At 67.8% G+C, this 17,576-nt stretch carries 15 protein-coding genes; 7 read left to right on the top strand and 8 right to left on the bottom strand.

Features of this window, described 5'->3' with window-relative positions:
• Window positions 1-9 precede the first annotated feature (9 nt).
• Together QRO91_RS05715 and asnB are read right to left on the bottom strand one after the other, a co-directional pair.
• Window positions 10-1,401, bottom strand: coding sequence for a cation:proton antiporter (locus tag QRO91_RS05715; RefSeq protein WP_197619998.1), 1,392 nt, complete (start codon window positions 1,399-1,401; stop codon window positions 10-12).
• Window positions 1,402-1,532: 131 nt separating this feature from the next.
• Window positions 1,533-3,224, bottom strand: coding sequence for an asparagine synthase B (gene asnB, locus QRO91_RS05710; protein WP_049427311.1), 1,692 nt, complete (start codon window positions 3,222-3,224; stop codon window positions 1,533-1,535).
• Window positions 3,225-3,560: 336 nt separating this feature from the next.
• Here asnB and QRO91_RS05705 point away from each other — a divergent pair, with 336 nt between their 5' ends.
• The gene (locus tag QRO91_RS05705) at window positions 3,561-4,439 is read left to right on the top strand and encodes a tetratricopeptide repeat protein (protein WP_370672020.1); all 879 of its coding nucleotides are present in this window, start codon (window positions 3,561-3,563) and stop codon (window positions 4,437-4,439) included.
• A gap of 132 nt (window positions 4,440-4,571) precedes the next feature.
• On the opposite strand, the gene dapE is transcribed toward QRO91_RS05705, so the two are convergent.
• The 6 genes from dapE to map are packed head-to-tail and all read right to left on the bottom strand — an operon-like array spanning window position 4,572 to window position 11,501.
• Window positions 4,572-5,699: a succinyl-diaminopimelate desuccinylase gene (gene dapE / locus QRO91_RS05700; RefSeq protein WP_049429630.1), complete on the bottom strand. Its 1,128-nt coding sequence runs from the start codon at window positions 5,697-5,699 to the stop codon at window positions 4,572-4,574.
• Complete coding sequence (locus QRO91_RS05695) at window positions 5,696-6,067, bottom strand: arsenate reductase (protein WP_180849163.1); 372 nt, start codon at window positions 6,065-6,067, stop codon at window positions 5,696-5,698. Before QRO91_RS05695 ends, dapE begins: the two co-directional genes overlap by 4 nt.
• A gap of 31 nt (window positions 6,068-6,098) precedes the next feature.
• Entirely contained in the window at window positions 6,099-6,965 is an 867-nt protein-coding gene (locus QRO91_RS05690) for a hypothetical protein (RefSeq protein WP_197619996.1), read from the bottom strand.
• Between the two features lie 2 nt (window positions 6,966-6,967).
• Window positions 6,968-8,029, bottom strand: coding sequence for a 2,3,4,5-tetrahydropyridine-2,6-dicarboxylate N-succinyltransferase (dapD, locus tag QRO91_RS05685; RefSeq protein ID WP_197619995.1), 1,062 nt, complete (start codon window positions 8,027-8,029; stop codon window positions 6,968-6,970).
• Complete coding sequence (locus QRO91_RS05680) at window positions 8,029-10,656, bottom strand: [protein-PII] uridylyltransferase (protein WP_100443635.1); 2,628 nt, start codon at window positions 10,654-10,656, stop codon at window positions 8,029-8,031. Before QRO91_RS05680 ends, dapD begins: the two co-directional genes overlap by 1 nt.
• Window positions 10,657-10,658: 2 nt before the next feature.
• Window positions 10,659-11,501 carry a type I methionyl aminopeptidase gene (gene map, locus QRO91_RS05675; RefSeq protein ID WP_005408754.1) on the bottom strand — a complete coding sequence of 281 codons (843 nt, stop codon included), beginning with the start codon at window positions 11,499-11,501 and terminating at the stop codon, window positions 10,659-10,661.
• Between the two features lie 173 nt (window positions 11,502-11,674).
• Between map and QRO91_RS05670 the strand changes: the two genes are divergently transcribed.
• From QRO91_RS05670 to QRO91_RS05645, 6 genes are read left to right on the top strand one after another with little or no spacing between them, the layout of a single operon-like run.
• Window positions 11,675-12,205 carry a spore coat U domain-containing protein gene (locus tag QRO91_RS05670; protein ID WP_049427402.1) on the top strand — a complete coding sequence of 177 codons (531 nt, stop codon included), beginning with the start codon at window positions 11,675-11,677 and terminating at the stop codon, window positions 12,203-12,205.
• A complete protein-coding gene (locus QRO91_RS05665) occupies window positions 12,205-12,954 on the top strand; it encodes a molecular chaperone (protein WP_049427399.1) in 750 nt (249 codons plus the stop codon). The genes QRO91_RS05670 and QRO91_RS05665 overlap by 1 nt, the downstream gene beginning before the upstream one ends.
• 7 nt (window positions 12,955-12,961) lie before the next feature.
• Complete coding sequence (locus QRO91_RS05660; protein ID WP_285310311.1) at window positions 12,962-15,340, top strand: fimbria/pilus outer membrane usher protein; 2,379 nt, start codon at window positions 12,962-12,964, stop codon at window positions 15,338-15,340.
• Window positions 15,337-16,374, top strand: coding sequence for a spore coat U domain-containing protein (locus tag QRO91_RS05655; protein WP_197619993.1), 1,038 nt, complete (start codon window positions 15,337-15,339; stop codon window positions 16,372-16,374). The genes QRO91_RS05660 and QRO91_RS05655 overlap by 4 nt, the downstream gene beginning before the upstream one ends.
• A 59-nt stretch (window positions 16,375-16,433) precedes the next feature.
• Window positions 16,434-16,754 carry a hypothetical protein gene (locus tag QRO91_RS05650; RefSeq protein WP_238378633.1) on the top strand — a complete coding sequence of 107 codons (321 nt, stop codon included), beginning with the start codon at window positions 16,434-16,436 and terminating at the stop codon, window positions 16,752-16,754.
• A complete protein-coding gene (locus tag QRO91_RS05645; RefSeq protein ID WP_049428030.1) occupies window positions 16,754-17,452 on the top strand; it encodes a molecular chaperone in 699 nt (232 codons plus the stop codon). Before QRO91_RS05650 ends, QRO91_RS05645 begins: the two co-directional genes overlap by 1 nt.
• Window positions 17,453-17,576: the final 124 nt, after the last annotated feature.

The raw sequence follows: 17,576 nt of genomic DNA, 5'->3' as shown, positions 1-17,576 counted from the left end.
CTGACCCCATCACCGACGGTAGCGCCGCTCGATCAGGTTCAACAGCGGCCCGGTCATCGCCGTGGTCACCAGCGCCATGATCACCAGCACCGCAAACAGGCGGTCACCGAGCAGGCCCAGCTCGTAGCCCAGGTTGAGCACGATCAGCTCCATCAGGCCGCGGGTATTCATCAGCGCGCCCAACCGCCATGCCTCACGCGTGGGCATGCCGGCACTGCGCGCAGCACTGAAGGTGCCCAGCAGCTTGCCGGCCGTGGCCACCACGATCACCACCGCGCACAGCACGATATCGCTGGCCTGCAATGCGTCGGCGCGCATCCGCAGACCGGTCATGGCGAAGAACAGCGGCAGCAGCAGCGTCACCACGAACGGTTCGACGCGGGCCATCAGCAGCTCGCGCAGCTGCACGTTGGACGACACCGCCACGCCCGCAGCAAAGGCACCGAACAGCGCATGGATGCCGAGCATCTCGGTGACCAGCGCACTGGCCAGCGACAGCAGCAGGATGCCCAGCAGCCAGCGCCCTTCGCGTCCCGGCGCGATCTGCTGGCGGGCGAACCAGGGCTTCACCAGCCCCAGCATCAACGCCACGAACGCAACCACGCACAGCAGGTTGAGGCTGGCCGGCAGCCAGCCACTCGCCTGGGCCGCGGCAACGATCAGCGCCAGCAGGCACCACGCGGTGGCGTCGCCCAAGGCGGCGCAGGCGATGGCGGTCTGGCCCAGCGATGTCTGGGTGATGCCACGGTCGGCGAGGATGCGCAGCAGCACCGGGAACGCGGTGATGCTCATCGAGATGCCGACGAACAGCGCGAACGCAGTGAAGCCCACACCTTCGGGGCCGTGCTGCGGGTACAGCCAGATCGCCAGCGCGATGCCGAGCACGAACGGCACCGCGATGCCGGCATGGCTGACCGTGAACGCAAAACGCCGTCGCCCGCGCAGCGCAGCCAGATCCAGCTCGGCACCGGCCACCAGCAGGAACATCAGCACGCCCAGCTGGCTGAGCATGCCCAGCGGCCCCAGCGAACTGCCCGGGAACAGCGCCCCATGCAGCTGCGGCAGCACGCTGCCCAGCACCAACGGGCCCATCATCAGGCCGGCCGCCATCTCGCCGATCACCGCCGGCTGGCCCAGCCGCTTCAGCAGTGCGCCCGCCCCCTTGGCCACCAGCAACAGCACCAGCAACTGCAGCAGGAACAGGCCCAGCGGCGAGGCCAGATGCTGCGCCCAGCCGCCCTCTGCCACAGCCGTAGCGCGGGCAACCGCAGCGGGTGCAGCAGGGCCAGCGAAGCGTGCCAGCAGTACACCGGCAAGCAAGGGCAGCGCGGCCCATGCCAGATAGCGCCATCCCCACTTCATCGGCGGCCGTTGGCTACCGCGCGGTACGTCCATGAACATTCCCCAATGTGCAGGGCGCCGATGATACGTCGCAAAAAGGGGACGGAGGGGACTAAGTCCTCCTTGTGCTCGCCGGTCATGGCCCGGCGCTACCATCGCTCGGTAGCGCCGGGCCATGCCTGGCGGAAGCATTACGCCAGGGCTTGTTCGTGCACGCCGGCGATCGCGCGTCCGGAAGGGTCGGCCGCCGCCGCGAAGCTGGCATCCCAGGCGATCGCCGCCGGCGAGGAACAGGCAATCGATTTGCCGCCCGGCACGGTCTCGGCCGCCGCGCGGCTCGGGAAGAACTGCTCGAACAGGTGGCGGTAGTAGTACGCCTCCTTGGTCTGCGGCGGGTTGTGCGGGAAGCGCTTGTCGGCGGCCGCCAGCACACGATCGCTCACCTGCGCTTCGGCATGCGCCTTCAGCCCATCGATCCAGCCGTAGCCGACGCCATCGCTGAACTGCTCCTTCTGCCGCCACAGGATGCTGTCCGGCAGGTAGCCATCGAACGCCTCGCGCAGCACCGCCTTCTCGATGCGACGGCCACCGAACCCGGCACCGACCATCTTGTGCGCGGCATCGAAGCGCATCGCCACGTCGAGGAATTCACGATCCAGGAACGGCACGCGCGGCTCCACGCCCCAGGCCATCATCGATTTGTTGGCACGCAGGCAATCGTAGTTGTGCAGGGCGTCGAGCTTGCGCACCAGCTCGTCGTGGAATTCGCGCGCATCCGGCGCCTTGTGGAAGTACAGGTAACCACCGAAGATCTCGTCGCTGCCTTCGCCGGACAGCACCATCTTCACGCCCATCGCCTTGATCCGCCGCGCCAGCAGGAACATCGGCGTCGACGCGCGGATGGTGGTGACGTCGTAGGTTTCGATGTGGCGGATCACTTCCGGCAGCACGTCCAGGCCTTCTTCGAAGGTGTATTCGAACCCGTGGTGCACAGTACCCAGCGCTTCGGCAGCAACCGCGGCAGCGGCCAGATCGGGGGATCCCTTCAGCCCGATCGCGAACGAGTGCAGGCGCGGCCACCAGGCTTCGGTCTGCCCGCCGTCCTCGATGCGACGGCGCGCGTAGCGTGCGGCCACGGCGGCCACCAGCGATGAATCCAGACCACCGGACAGCAGTACGCCATACGGCACGTCGCTCATCAGCTGGCGCTCCACGGCGTGCTCGAAGGCCTGCCGCAGTTCGGCGAGGTCGGCCTGGCGGCCCTGCACATCCGCATACTCACGCCACGGCTGCTGGTAGTAGCGCACCAGTTCACCACTGGCGCTGTCGAAATAGTGGCCCGGCGGGAACTGCGCGACATCGGCGCAGGAATCGACCAGCGCCTTCATCTCCGAAGCCACGCGCAGGCGCCCCTGCGCATCGTGGCCCCAGTACAGCGGCACCACGCCGACCGGGTCGCGCGCCACCAGCACGCGGCCGCTGTCACGGTCCCACAGCGCAAAGGCGAAGATGCCGTTGAGCTGCTCCAGCCACTGCGCCGGCGATCCGCCCTGGCGGTACAGCGCGTTGATCACTTCGCAGTCCGAGCCGGTCTGGAAGTCGTAGGCGGTGGTCAGCGCGGCCTTCAGTTGCTGGTGGTTGTAGATTTCGCCGTTCACCGCCAGCGCCAGCTGGCCGTCGGCAGACAGCAGCGGTTGCGAGCCGCCGGCCGGATCGACGATGGCCAGCCGCTCGTGGACCAGCAATGCGCCTTCGTCCAGGTACACGCCGCTCCAGTCCGGGCCACGGTGGCGCTGGCGCTGCGACAGTTCCAGCGCGTGCCGGCGCAGGGCGGGAAGATCGTCACCGGCCTGCAGGCCGAAGATTCCGAAGATCGAACACATGGCGGAGCTCCTGTTGGGGGATTTCACGAGGGGAAGGTGTTCGACCGGCCATCCAGGCCCGGGAAGGCTGCGCCCGGGCACAAAAAAACCCGCATCGGCCGATGCGGGTTTTCTGGTGTCCGGGCGTGTGTTGCTGTCTATCTACCCAGGGCGCAGTCCCGCATCGGCCGCGCACGATTATTCGCGCGCAGATTATTGCGGTTGTTGTTATTGACGGCGGTGGCCAGGCGGATCGACATGGGATCGACCGTACCCCGGTTTCCGGCGCGGCGCAACAGTTGCGTTGGCAACCACGCGTGAAGCGCATAATGGCGCGCCCAGCAATGTGTAATGGAAATGCAACACCGCACTGGATGCACTGCCGTACTGGCCGCCCTGCTCTGCCTGGGCCTGGCGGCCTGCCATACCCTGTCCCCGCCCTCCAGGCTGCCGCCCGCGCAGCAGCAGGCCCTGGAACAGCGCGGCAGCGACGGCAGCTTTGACGGCGCCTGGGATACCGCAGAGACCTTCGAGCGCTTCAACGACCCGCGCGCGATCGCCTACTACGAGCGTGCCGCTGCGGCCACGCCCTGGACCTTCCACAACACCAAGGCGGAAGAAGCACTGGGCCGGATCTGGACCTTCGGCACGCTGCGGCATGCCGACAGCCCCCGCATCGATCCTGCACCGGTGCTGCGCGCTTCGTGGCGACGCGGCGAGCGCGCCTACCTGGCTGCGGCCAACCACGGCAATCCCTACGCGTTCCACGACTTGGCTGCAGCCTATCGCCAGCAGGGCGACGCACAGCAGGCCCTGCGCTGGGACCTGCGCGCGATGATCCATCACCGCTATCCAAGCCGTTCCTCGCGACTGCCGGATGCAGTGGCCGCGAAGGCCGGCACCGTGCACCCGCTGGTCGCCCACCTGCAGCGTCGCGCGGCGCGTGGCGATGCCGAGGCGCAGGTGGATCTGGGCGCGCTGCTGGAACGCGGCGTGGGCGTGCCGAGCGATCCGGCACATGCGTTGCAGCTGTATCAGCGTGCCGGGGAACAGGGCAATGTGTTCGGCCAGTACTTTGCCGGGCTGCTGCTGGGCCGGAGTGCGCCGGGCGTGGAGAAGGACACCGAGGCGGCGGCACGCTGGTTCGCGAAGGCCGAAGCGCAGCACTTCTACATGGCGGCGCCCAGCTACTGGAAAAAAGCGGTCGAGCCGCCGTTCTTCCTTTTTTCGGAATAGTAGAGCCGGGCCGTGCTCGGCTGCTTCTGCCGGTAGACACCAGCCGAGCATGGCTCGGCTCTACAGGGATGCAGCCCCGGCGGGGGGCGTGCCGACCAACGGTCGGCACCCACCATTCCCACCTCACCGTCCTTACACCAGCAGCCGTTCCACCAGCCGCTGGTACAGCCCGGGCAGTGCTTCCAGTTCGTCCACGCGCACGTTCTCGTCCACCTGGTGGATGCTGGCGTTGACCGGTCCTACTTCGATGCACTGCGCCCCCAAGGGTGCGATGAAGCGCGCATCGGAGGTACCGCCGCCGGTACTTTCTTCCGGCGCGCGGCCGATGTGCTCGGCCAGCACTGCGCGTGCAGCGGCGCGCAGCGTGCCTTCCGGGGTGTAGAACGGCTCGCCGCTACGGTGCCACTTCAGCGTGTACTGCAGGCCATGCCGGTCCAGCAGTGCGGCGATCTCTGCTTCCAGCTTCGGCGCGTCCCAATGCGGGTTGTAGCGGAGGTTGAAATCCACTTCGAGCTCGCCGGGAATCACGTTGTTGGCACCGGTGCCGGCGTGGATGTTGGAGATCTGCAGGCTGGTCGGCGGGAAGCTCTCGTAGCCGTCGTCCCAGCGTCGCGCACTCAGTTCGGCCAGTGCCGGCGCCGCCTGGTGGATCGGATTGCGCGCTTTCTCCGGGTACGCCACATGCCCCTGAACGCCCTGCACGCGCAGCTTGGCGGACAGGCTGCCGCGGCGGCCCACGCGCAGCAGGTCGCCCAGCGTCGCGGTCGATGACGGCTCACCGGTGATGCACCAGTCGATGCGCTGCCCCCGTGCGGCGAACAGGCGTGCAACGTGGCGCACGCCATCGATGGCATCGCCCTCCTCGTCGCTGGTCAGCAGTACCGCCAGCGTGCCGGGATGATCGGGATGCGCGGCGACGAACTGCTCGGCGGCGACCACGAACGCAGCCACGCTGCCTTTCATGTCGGCAGCACCGCGCCCATACAGCACGCCATCGCGGATCTGTGGGGTGAACGGGTCGCTGGTCCAGGCTTCGCGCGGGCCGGTTGGCACCACGTCAGTGTGGCCCAGCAGGACCAGTACCGGTGCGCCCTGGCCATGGGTCGCCCACAGATTGTCGACATCGCCCAGGCGCAGGTGGTCACAGTGGAATCCAGCCTGCTTCAGCCGCGCCGCCAGCAGCGCCTGGCAACCCGCATCGTCCGGCGTCACCGAAGGCCGTGCGATCAGCTCGCAGGCCAGGTCAAGGACGGTACTCATGCGTCGCCCAGGCCGAAGCGGGCCTTGAAGCCGTTGTCACTGAAACCCTGGCTGGCCTTGCCATCGGCGGTGACCACCAGCGGGCGCTTGATCAGCTGCGGGTACTCGCGCAGCAGCAGCTTCCACTCGGCCTCGGAATCGGCGGCCTTGCGGTTGTCCGGCAGCTGCCGCCAGGTGGTGGAGGACTTGTTGACCATCGCCGCCAGCCCCCCCAGCTGCGCGGCCCATTCCAGCAGCATTTCCGGGCTGGGTTTGTTCTCGCGGTAATCGACGAAGGTGTACGGCACGCCGAAGCGGTCGAGCCACTTGGTCGCCTTCTTGCAGGTATCGCAGTTCTTCAAACCGTAGACAGTGGTGCTCATGGCCATCTGTGATGCTGGAAAACAGGGGTCCAGAATCTCACAACAGGCGCTCGGACACGACCCGGAACGGCACTCTCGGCAAGCGGAAGACCAGGCCCGATTCAAGCGCCACGCCCATCGCCTGCAGGCGCGGGCAGTGCAGCTCGCCCGACAGGCGCAGCGGCTGCAGGCTGCCGATGTCCACCGGCAGCGCGATGCGGGTACTGGCCCAGTACCGATCGCAGGTGCGGGCGATGGCTTCGTCCTGGCAGGTCAGGAAGCGCAGCAGGGCCTGACGGCCACCGAACGCCGCCGACCATGCGTCGTGCCGCCAGCCATCGGCTGCCTGCCACTGCAGTCCCAACGCGGGTGCACTGCCCTGCCCGCCTTCAATCAGCGTGTGGCCACGACCCGAGGCATCCAGCACATGTTCGAAGCGGATGGAAAGATGGGGTTGCATGGCATCGCTGAACGCGCGCGCGCCAGCGACGAAGGCCAGCTGGTCCATCACATTGCGATCAAACAGCACCACCGGTGTGCCTTCCGGATCGTCGTCGCGGCGCAGGTACCAGCGCCAGTTGCTCTGCCGCGGCGACGGCATCAGCGCGCGCAGCGGCCCGGCCAGCGCGGGCCCGAAGTGCCCGTGACGGTAGCTGAGGATGGTGTACGGCGTGCGCCCGGCATGCACCACGTAGTGATGGCCCGGTGGCGGCAACGGTGCATGGCGCACGTCGACCCACCAGCTCGCGTAGACCACGTCGCGCACATCGCTGGCCAGCGCTGGCATCGGCCAACGCCGTGACAGCGCGCGACGCAGCCGGCTCCAGCGGGATGCATGCAGCAGGCGCGGCAGCATCCGTCCGAACGCGGTGTCGGACGGATGCCGGTAGATCGCGGACTGCGCCAGGTCTTCCGGCGCAGCCACCTTCAGTCGGCCAGGCCGCGCAGCAGATCGTTGACGCTGGTCTTGCTGCGGGTCTTGGCATCGACCTGCTTGACGATCACCGCGCAGTACAGCGAGTGGGTGCCGTCCTTGCTCGGCAGCGAGCCGGATACCACCACGCTGTACGGCGGGATGTAGCCGTAGCTGATCTCGCCGGTGGCGCGGTTGTAGATGCGGGTGCTCTGGCTGAGGAACACGCCCATGCCGATCACGCTGTGGTGGCCGACCACCACGCCTTCCACCACTTCCGAACGCGCGCCGATGAAGCAGTGGTCTTCAATGATGGTCGGGCTGGCCTGCAGCGGTTCCAGCACGCCGCCGATACCGGCACCGCCGGACAGATGGCAGTGCTGGCCGATCTGCGCGCAGGAACCAACGGTGGCCCAGGTATCGACCATGGTGCCTTCACCGACATAGGCGCCGATGTTGGTGAAGCTCGGCATCAGCACCACGTCCTTGCCGAAGTACGTACCGCGGCGGGCAATGGCGCCCGGCACCACGCGCACGCCACCACGACGGAACTTCGCTTCGTCATAGCCGGCAAAACGCGATTCGACTTTGTCCCAGAACGGCGCCGGGCGCGCATCGACCACGGCCATGTCGTTGACGCGGAAGTACAGCAGCACCGCCTTCTTCAACCACTCGTTGACCTTCCAGCCACCATGGCCGTCCGGTTCGGCAACGCGGAATTCCCCGCTTTCCAGGCCATCGATCACACGGTTGACCAGCGGCCTGGTCGAGCCTTCCAGTTCGTGCAGGGTCAGCGTGGCGCGGCGTTCGAAGGCACTTTCGATGCCGAACTTCAGTTCTTCCACGCCCGGCGTGGCCGGCTTGCGCAGCGATTTGCGGGCGATGGTTTCGGCGCGTGCGGCTTCGGCACTCTTGGCCGGGGCCTTCTTCGGTGCCGCCACCTTCTTCGCCGGCGCCTTCACCGCTGCGGCTTTCTTCGGCGCAGCCGCCTTCTTCGCGGCCGGCACGGCGGCAGTTTTTTTGGCCGCTGCGCTCTTGGCGGTGGCAGCAGTCTTCTTAACAGGCTTGGTGGCCATCAGGCGGGGTCTCCGGCGTTTCGATCAGGGTCCAGGCAGGCCAGCATCGCGTCATGCAGCTGCTGCCGGGCAGGTTCAGTCAGGGGGAGGTCGTGTTCGTCACTGATCACGAAGGTGTCTTCGGCGCGTTCGCCGAACGTAGCAATGCGCGCATCATGCACGCGCAGGCCCTGGTTGCGCAGCACGAACGCCACGTCGGCCAGCAGGCCAGGACGGTCGGGAGCGACCAGGGCAAATCGGGTTGCGCCCGGTTCATCGCGGAACTCGATGCGCGGCGCGAAGCGGAAATGACGCAGCTGCCGCGGCACCACCCGGCGCGACGGGCGCAGGCGCGACAGGTCACCACTGAGTGCCTCGCGCAGCGCGGCCTCCAGATTGGCACTGCTGCCATCGGCGAAGCTGTCGGCCGGGTTCACTTCGAAGGTATCGAAAATGGTGTCGGCCGGACCATCCAGCACGCGCGCGCGATGGATGCCGTAGCCCTTGCGGTCCAGGGTCATCACGATGGCGGCGAACAGGCCGTCGCGGTCCGGTGAATGTACGAACACTTCCAGTGCCGGGTCGTCGACGCTGATGCGGCGCACCTTCACCAGCGCCTGGCCCTGTTTCACCGGTACCAGCGCGGCGGCCTGCCAGGCCAGCTGCTCCGGGCGCAGGCGGATGAAGCCTTCGTCGGGCATCACCGCGAACTGGCGGTCGATGGTGGCATCGTCGTAGCCCTGCTCGCGCACCAGCGCACGCACGCTGTCACGCGCCTCGGCCACGCGCTCGGCGGCAGGCACCGGGTGCTCAAGGCCTTCACGCAGCGCGCGCCGGGTGGCGAAATACAGGTCGGCCAACAGGCGGTCCTTCCACGCGTTCCAGAGCTTCGGGCTGGTGCCGGCGATATCGGCACAGGTCAGCAGGTACAGGTAGTCCAGCCGGTCGCGGCTGCCGACCAGGGTCGCAAAGCGATGGATCACCACCGGATCGGCGATGTCCTGCTTCTGCGCGGTCACCGACATGCGCAGATGCTGTTCGACCAGCCAGGCCACCAGTTCGGTGTCGGAGATGCTCAGGGCATGGGTCTGGCAGAACGCGCGCGCATCGACCGCGCCCAGTTCGGAGTGATCACCGCCACGGCCCTTGGCGATGTCATGGAACAGGCCGGCCAGCAGCAGGAGCTCCGGCTTGCGCAGGCGCGGCCACACTTCATGCGCGATCGAGAAGCGCTCGTCGGCGCGGCTGCTGGCGAACTGGCCGATGTTGCGCAGGACCATCAGCGTGTGCTGGTCCACCGTATAGACATGGAACAGGTCGAACTGCATGCGCCCGCTGACCTGGGCGAATGCCGGAATCCACTGGCCGAGCACGCCAAGCCTCGCCATGCGCGAAAGCGTATCGACCGGGCGCTGGCCACGCAGCAGGGCCAGGAACTGCTCGCGCGCGTCGGCGTCGGCCTGGTCGTAGGCCGGCAGCAGCGGCAACGATTCGGCCAGCGCGCGCGCGGTCAGCGAATGCAGGCCGCGTACCTGCGGATTGTTGGCCCAGCCGGAGAACAGCGCGAACACCTGGCCGATATCGCCGCGCGGCCAGTCAGCATCATTGGCCGCCAGGTAGCCGCGTCGCAGGGAAAAACCCACGGTCAGCGGTTCCGGCTGCGCCTCGCCATCGAACTGTTCCTCGAAGCGCTGCAGCAGGCGGTCACTGATCCGGCGCACCACCAGCGCGGCGCGGTAGAAGCCCTGCATCATCTTTTCGACACCGAGATTCTCGGCATCGTCTTCGAAGCCCAGGCGCGCGGCCAAGGTCTTCTGGTAATCGAAGCGCAACCGTTCTTCCGGGCGCCGCGCCACCAGGTGCAGCCCGAAGCGCAGACGCGCCAGCACCGCACGCTCGCGCTTCAGCGCGGCCGCTTCGTCGGCCCCCAGGTGGCCCAGGCCGACCAGCGCTTCCAGGTCGCGTACGCCAAAGGCGCGCAGCGCCATCCAGCCCAGCGTGTTGAGATCGCGCAGGCCGCCGGGGCCATCCTTGAGATCCGGTTCCAGGTTGTCGGCGGTATCGCCGAAACGCTGGTGGCGGTTGCGCAGCTCTTCCAGCTTGGCCAGGAAGAAGGCACGTGCAGGCCACAGCTCACGGTCGTCGATGGCCTCGCGCAGCGCACGGCGGGCAGTGTCCTCGGCCAGGATCGGACGCGCCTCGATCAGCGCGGTCAACACGGTCTGGTCGGCAGCAGCCTCGCGGCACTGCGCTGCACTGCGCACCGCATGGCTGACCGCCAGCCCGCAATCCCACAGCAGCGCGAACAGGCGTGCCAGTGCGGATTCGTGCGCCAACTGTGCCGGCGGGTCGCCAAACACCAGCAGGTCGATGTCCGAGCGCGGGAAAAGTTCGCCGCGCCCATACCCCCCCACTGCGAACAGCGACAGGCCGCTGTCGAACGGCAGGCAGCGCTGCCAAGCCAGGCGGATCAGATGGTCGGCCGCACGCGCACGCAGCGCCAGCAGGCGCTCGATGTTGTCGCCCTGGTCGAAGCGGCGGTACAGGCGCGCGTCCGCCTGCTGCAGCGCCTGGCGCGCAGCAGCAGCCCAGTCCGGGTCGTTGAGCGACGCGGCCGGCGTGTCCAGCAGCGAACTCGCCGGCAACATCCTCAGGAGACCTGCGACTCGCCCGGCGACAGGGTAAGCACGTCGACGCCGGTCTCGGTGACCGCGATCATGTGCTCCCACTGCGCCGACAGCTTGCGGTCCTTGGTCACCACGGTCCAGCCATCCGGCAGCACCTTGTTGTAACGGGTGCCCTCGTTGATCATCGGCTCGATGGTGAAGGTCATGCCCGGCTGCAGCACCAGGCCCTGGCCCGGACGGCCGTAATGCACCACCTGCGGCTCGTCGTGGTAGACCTTGCCGATGCCGTGGCCGCAGTACTCGCGCACCACGCTGAAACGCTCGCCTTCGGCGTAGCTCTGGATGGCATGGCCGATGTCGCCCAGGGTTGCGCCCGGACGCACCGCACGGATGCCACGCCACATCGCTTCGTACGTGGTTTCCACCAGGCGGCGGGCCATCACCGACGGCGTGCCGACGAAGTACATGCGGCTGGTGTCGCCGTGCCAGCCGTCCTTGATGACGGTCACGTCGATATTGATGATGTCGCCATCCTTGAGCACCTTCCCTTCGCTGGGAATGCCGTGGCAGATGACGTTGTTGACCGAGGTGCACACGGTCTTCGGGAAGCCGCGGTAGCCGACGTTGGCCGGAATCGCGCCCTGCACGTTCACGATGTGGTCGTGGCAGATGCGGTCCAGCTCCTCGGTGGTGACACCGGGCTTGACGTGGGGGGTGACGATGTCGAGCACTTCACTGGCCAGGCGGCCGGCGATGCGCATCATCTCGATTTCCTGCGGGGTTTTCAGATTCACGCTCATGGCGCCCATTATCGCCGATCCGGCTGCAATCTGAACGAACGCCACCCAACTGGCGATCCGGGGCATGCACGGTTCCGGCAAGGAAAGTGAAAGCGTGACGCGCTCCACTCTTTCGCATGCCTATTTATCACGGATTACAGACACTTACCCGCACAAGCTGGCCCTGACCATCATCAAAGCGGCCCTGAACGTGCCGCCTTCGCCTTGTTCAACAGACCTTCGGGTCAGGGAGGTTGTCCATGCGATCCACGCTCCGCTCACCGCTCGCCTGGGCCCTGACCGGACTGTTGCTGGCCGGCCCCGCACTGGCGGCCGATACCACGACCTTCAACGTCACCCTGGTGGTCACCAAGGCCTGCACGATCACGGCCGCGGCCGCCACCAACGTTGATTTCGGCACGGCGGCTTCGACCACGGCGACCCCCACCCTGGGCCAGGGTACGGTGACCGCGCAGTGCTCGGCGCTGACCCCGTACACGATCTCGCTGAACGCGGGCGCCAACGCCAGCACGGCCAACGACGTCACCACCCGCCGCATGAAGAACACCAATGCGGCCGTGACCGCCAACAACTACGTCGGCTACCAGCTCTACCAGGACGCCGCCCACACCCTGGTCTGGGGCGCCACCACCGGCACCAATACCCAGGCCGGCATCGGCACCGGCCTGGCCGTGCCCTACATCGTCTACGGCCAGATCCTGAACCTGAGCACCAACAATCCGGCCACCGGCAACTACCTGGATACGGTCACCGCCACGATCACCTATTGATGGAGCACGCCCGCATGGCCGGACCCCGCCCGTGGCGCGCCACTGGCGTGGCGCTGCTCGCCCTGAGCCTGCTGCTCGCCACCGCCGTCGGCGCCACCAGCCTGCAGGTCGCCCCCACCAGCCTGCAGCTCGAAGCCCGCCAGCGCGCAGGCGAACTGTGGCTGACCAACAGCGGCACCTCGCCGGTCAGGCTGCAGGTGCGGGTCTTCCGCTGGGTACAGCAGGATGGCCAGGAACAACTGCTGCCCACCGATGAACTGCTGGCCACCCCTCCGATGCAGGAACTGGGCGCTGGCCAGCAGCAGCTGGTACGGGTGATGCGCCCGAACCACGAACCGCCTGCGGCACAGCAGTACTACCGGCTGATCGTCGACGAAGTGCCTGACCTGGCGACCCGCGCCAACGGCATGCAGTTCGTGCTGCGCTATTCGATTCCGGTGTTCGTGCAACCCTCGGGGGGCAAGCTGGCCGCGCAACTCCGGGCGCACCTGGTGAAGCTGGAAGACGGACGCAACGGCGTGGAGGTGGCCAACACCGGCAACAGCTATGCACAGATCGCCGACCTCGCGCTGGGCAGCGTCCAGCGTCCGCGCATCGTGCACCCCGGCCTGCTGGGGTATGTACTGCCTGGGCAGGTGATGCGCTGGCCGATTGAGCGCACAGCCATCGACCGCGACAACGACCAGATCACGGCCAAGCTCAATGGCGAGTCGGAACAGACGCCGCTGTCGCCACCACCGGCTCGCTGAGGCGTTGATGGGCGCGCTGTTGGTTGCCCTGGCTCCTGCGGCGACCGAGGCCGCCGATGTGTCCGGCATGGCTGCTGCCGGGGCTGCGGATGTCTCCGGGGTATCGGCCGATGCGATCCTGCCTGCGCCCACGCCCCTGACCGCCGGCCAGACGCTTTACCTGGATGTCTCGCTCAACAGCACGCCGCGCGGCCTGCTGCCGTTCACCGAAAACCGTGGCCGGCTGCAGGCCAGTCCGGACGTGCTGCGCCAGCTCGGCTTCAGCGCCCGCGGCGATGCGCCGGTCTATCTGGACCAGATCAGCGGGGCCGTGGTGCGCTACGACGCGCATATGCAGACCCTGGCCCTGGACGTGCCACTGGACCAGCTGACCCTGCCGACCACCGTGCTCAGCCAGCCGCAGACCCGCGCACCGGCCGGCAGCGCCTCGCCGGGTCTGCTGCTGAACTACGACGTCTATGGCAGCCGGGTCGAAACGCTCGGCAACCTCAGCCTCAGCTCGGAGCTGCGCCTGTTCGGGATCGGCAACGGCACCTTCGAAAACACGGCGATCAGCCGCCGCTACCAGCAATCCGGTGACCGCCGCTGGCGTGGTGAGAGCGTGCGCCTGGACACCCGCTGGAGCCTGGACTTCCCCGACAGGGCGATGACCCTGGACGTCGGCGACTTCTACAGCGGTTTCGTCGACTGGACCCGCCCCGTGCGCATGGGTGGCCTGCAGATCGGCCGCAACTACGGCCTGCAGCCCTACCGCGTGCTCACGCCCACCCCCAGCTTCCTCGGCCAGGCCGTGGTGCCGTCCACGGTCGAGCTGTACGTCGACGGCCTGCGCCAGTACAGCGGGCAGGTGCCGGTCGGTCCATTCCAGCTGGCCGCGCAACCCGGCATCAGCGGCACCGGCAGTGCACAGGTGGTGGTGACCGATGCATTCGGGCGCATGCAGACGCTGGATTTCAGTTTCTATGGCACCCAGCAGCTGCTGGCCAAGGGCCTGTCGGACTGGTCGGTCGGCGTTGGCCACCTGCGTGAGGATTTCGGCCAGCGCTCCTTCACCTACGACGATCGCACCGTGGCCAGTGCCAGCTGGCGCGGCGGCGTGAGCGATACCTTTACCGGTGAAGCGCATGCCGAAGGCGGTGGGGGTCTGGCCCAGGCCGGCATCGGCGGCTGGTGGCTGCTCGGCGGTGCGGGCGTGTTCAACGCCGCCTATGCGCACAGCGACTACCATGGCCTGCAGGGTGAGCAATGGGCACTGGGCTACAGCTGGAACAACCGCCGACTCAACGTCAATCTGCGCACCGTTCGCAGCCATGGAGATTACCGCGACCTGGGCGCGCTGCAGGGCAACCTGCCGCCGAGCATCAGCGAACAGGCCACGGTCGGCACCGATCTGCTGCGACTCGGCACGCTCAGCGCCAGCTATCTGCGCCTGCGCTATCCCGATGGCGAGGACAACCGCTACGCCAGCCTGTTCTGGTCGCGCACCTGGAGCCAGCGCTGGTCGGCCTATCTGTCGGTGAACCAGAACCTGGACAAGAGCGATGACCGCAGCATCTACCTCTCGGTCACCGCCAGCCTGGGCAACAACCGCCAGGCCAGCCTGTCCAGCCAGCGCAATGGCAACAGCCAGAGCTGGGTGGCCGATGTCACCCAGCCGGTGCCCGGCGACGGCAGCGCCGGCGGTGTCGGTTGGCGCGCGCAGGTCCGCCATGGCGAGGATGGCAATGGCGGCCTGGCCGAAGTCGGCATCCTCAATGACGTCGGCCGCTACTCGTTCGGCGCCTCGCGCCAGGGCGGCCTGAACTATGCCTACGCCAGTGCCAGTGGCAGCCTGGTATGGATGGGCGGGCACGCCTTCGCCACCCGCGAGGTCTCCGATGCATTCGCGGTGATCAGCACCAATGGGGTCGGCGGTGTGCCGGTACGGCTGGAGAACCGACTGATAGGCGTGACCGACGATCGCGGCCTGCTGCTGGTCAGCCCGCTGCTGTCCTGGCAGCGCAACCGGGTCTCTATCGACACTCTGGACCTGCCTGAGGACATGCGCGCCGACCGCATCGAAGACTGGGTGACCCCACGCCAGCGCGCGGGCACGCGGGTGACCTTCGCGCTGCTTTCGCGGCCCTCGCTGAGCCTGACCCTGCACGGCATGGACGGGCAACCGCTGGAGGTCGGCAGCGAGGTTCAGCTGCCGGACGGTCGCCAGGCGCTGGTGGGCTATGACGGCCTGCTGTACCTGGAAGACGTGGCCGCCGGCAGCGTGCTGTACATCACCACCAGCCGGGGCCAGTGCCGGGTGAAGGTACCGGACCTGCCCAAGGTGGTGGCCACCGGTGCACGCCCCAAACCGGCGCCGCTGCAGTGCATTCCGGAGGTGGCGCCATGAAGGTGCTGCTGCTCGGATTGCTGCTGGTTGCCGGCCTGCTGGCGGCGGTGCCGGCACGTGCCACCGCGGTCTGCACCGCCATCGCCGACCCGACGCTGCCGTTCGGCAGTGTGAACAGCAATGCGCCCGGCGCAACCACCGGCACGCTCAACATCACGGTGTCCTGTACCACCGCCGCGCTCAGCCTGCTGGCCACCACCGGCGTGCGGGTCTGCGTGGGCATCGGCGCCGGCAGCGGCGGCGGCAGCAGCTCCACCTGGCGCACGATGAAGACCAGCGCCAGCGACAGCATGAATTTCCAGCTCTACAACACCTCCAACTTCAGCCAGGCAACCGGGCTGACCCCGCGCGGCACGCCGCCGGCGCAGGAACTGACCATGACCTACAACGTGCCGTTGCTGACCGGCGGCAGTGGCGCGCAGGCCACCCAGCTGTTCGCGCAGATCCCGGCCAACCAGGTGCTGGCCTCCGGCGCTTACAGCAGCACCTTCAGTGGGGCGAACGTGGTGCTGACCTGGGCCTGGAACGAAGTGCTGCTCGGCACGGCCACCGTGCCCGCCACCTGCAACGGCGGCGCCACCGGCACCAACAGCGCCAGTGCCGCCTTCAGCTTCACCGCCACCGCCGAGGTGTTGCCGCAGTGCGGGAGCTACGTCACCACCAACATGAACTTCGGCAACGTCTCCGGCAGCATCCCCGCCAACATCGACCAGACCGCCACCTTGACCCTGACCTGCCTGAAGAACACCGCCTACCAGGTCAGCCTCAACAACGGCCAGAACAACCCCACTGCCACCAGCACGCGACGCATGGCCACCACCATCGGCGCCAGCACCTACTACCTCACCTACGAGCTGTACCGCGATTCCACACGCACCCAGCGCTGGGGCAACACGTTGACCGTCGATACCGCCAGTGGCACCGGCACTGGCAGCGCGCAGCAGCTGACGATCTATGGCCGGGTGCCGCCGGTCACTGGCCAACCGCCGGCCGGCACCTACAACGACGTTGTGCAGGTGACGATCACCTATTGAGTCCCCTGTAGAGCCGAGCCCTTGCTCGGCTGCATTTTTTGGCTGCCGGCAGGCCGAGCATGGGCTCGGCTCTACAGTTCCGGCACATCCAGCCGATACCGCGCAGCGAGATCTTTCAGCACGGTGGTTGGCAGGTGGTTCGCGCAATTCTGATCGGGGCGATGCTGGTCGCCAGCACGCCCGCATGGGCTGAACCCAGTCCCGCGCCGCTGCAGATCCGCCTGACCGTGGTCGAAGCCTGTCGCGATGACCCCGGCAGCACCCACTGCCCCGCCCCCCACCAGCGCAGCGACGCACCGCAACTGCCTCCCCAGGTCCGCGAGCTCGCACCTCCCGCCGACGACGAAGACTCGACGTCCGCCGTAACCGTCATCTACTGATGCGGGCACTTCCGACCCTGTTGGCGATGCTGCTGGCGTGGCCTGCCGCAGCACTGGACCTGTTGCCGACCACACTGCAACTGCCCGCCGAAGGTGGCCAGGGCGAACTGTGGCTCTACAACCCCGGTCCCGGCCGCTGGCAGGGGCGGGTGCAGATCCTGGCGTGGGAACAGCAGACCGACGCCGAAGTGCTGCGCCCCACCGACCAGGTTCTCGCCAGCCCCACCCAGCTCGACATCCCGCCCGGTATCCGCCAGCGCATCTGGCTGCTGCCACGCCAGCCGACACCCTCAGTCGGCGAACAGGCCTATCGGGTCGTCCTGGCCCCCGCTACGCCAGGCCTGCAGCGCTATTCCCTGCCGCTGTTCCGAGGGCACGCCACACCAATGGCCCAGCCGCGGCTGCATGCAGGGATCGAACCGGGCCAGTCACAGACCTTTCTGCGACTGCGAAACACCGGTACCCTGCACGCACGCCTGAACGATCTCGCCTACATCGCCAGCGACGGCCGGCGCACCCTGCTGCTGCCGGGCCTGGCCGGCTATCTGCTGGCCGGCCGTGAGCGCCGCTGGGCCCTTCCCGCCCACGCCGATGGCTACGCCGGCGGTCATTTCCAGGCCCGGCTGCAGGATGGCCGCGTGGTCGATCTGGCCGCTCCAGACCCGGCAATTGCAGCGAGCGCACCGAGCGGGCTATAATCGACCGGATTCCTGCCGCCTGCGTGCGCGGGAGCCCGTCCACACCGGACGTCACCGGTGAATCCACACCTGCTGCCCCCATCCGTGCCGGGGTGCTCCGCAAGGAGTTCGGCCACGGAGGCAA

Origin of the sequence: Stenotrophomonas maltophilia group sp. Smal32 (assembly GCF_030237085.1) — a bacterium.
GTDB classification, from domain to species: Bacteria; Pseudomonadota; Gammaproteobacteria; order Xanthomonadales; family Xanthomonadaceae; genus Stenotrophomonas; species Stenotrophomonas maltophilia_Q.
The sequence above is the reverse complement of the archived record's forward strand: the minus strand, read 5'-3'. Positions and strand labels throughout refer to the sequence as shown.